General features: G+C 29.8%; 1 pseudogene. It reads right to left on the reverse strand.

The annotated features are described in order from the left end of the window. Positions 1-568, reverse strand: a pseudogene (locus CLVI_RS17195) (mannitol dehydrogenase family protein); the annotation flags it as partial.

Genomic DNA, 568 nt, shown 5'->3' on the forward strand with positions numbered 1-568 from the left:
ATGGATTTGGTAAACGTACTTTCATTACTTCTTCTATAAAATCATTAGGTGATATAATTCCTGGATTTACAACAACAGGTAACCCCTCTTTATAACCTATATTTTTTATTAATATTACAAGCTCCTTGTCATTCATTTCATCAGATATTTTAGTGTAAGACAATAAGCATCCATAAATAGCAAGTGCTGTATGAAGAGGATTTAAGCAAGTACATACTTTCATCTTTTCTACTTTATCTACAACTTCTCTATCTGTGTAAATAATTCCACCTTTATTTAGCGGAAGACGACCATTTTTAAAATTGTCTTCAATGACTAAATACTGAGGTTCTTCAGCATTAACAAAAGATGCAATAAATGTATCCTTTGAAGTAGTAATAGCTTCTGTATCTTCAAAGCCTGCTTCTTTTAACATATTTTTAACAGACTCAGCAGGTCTTGGTGTAATTTTATCTATCATAGTCCATGGATAAGATATATTCTCACTTACATAAGTTAAAAATTCAGATTCTACTAATTTGTTATCTACCCAATTCTTTGCAAAAGTTGTAATAGCATTTTCTAACTT

The sequence above is a fragment of the Clostridium vincentii genome, from assembly GCF_002995745.1.
In the GTDB taxonomy this organism is placed as follows: Bacteria; Bacillota; Clostridia; order Clostridiales; family Clostridiaceae; genus Clostridium; species Clostridium vincentii.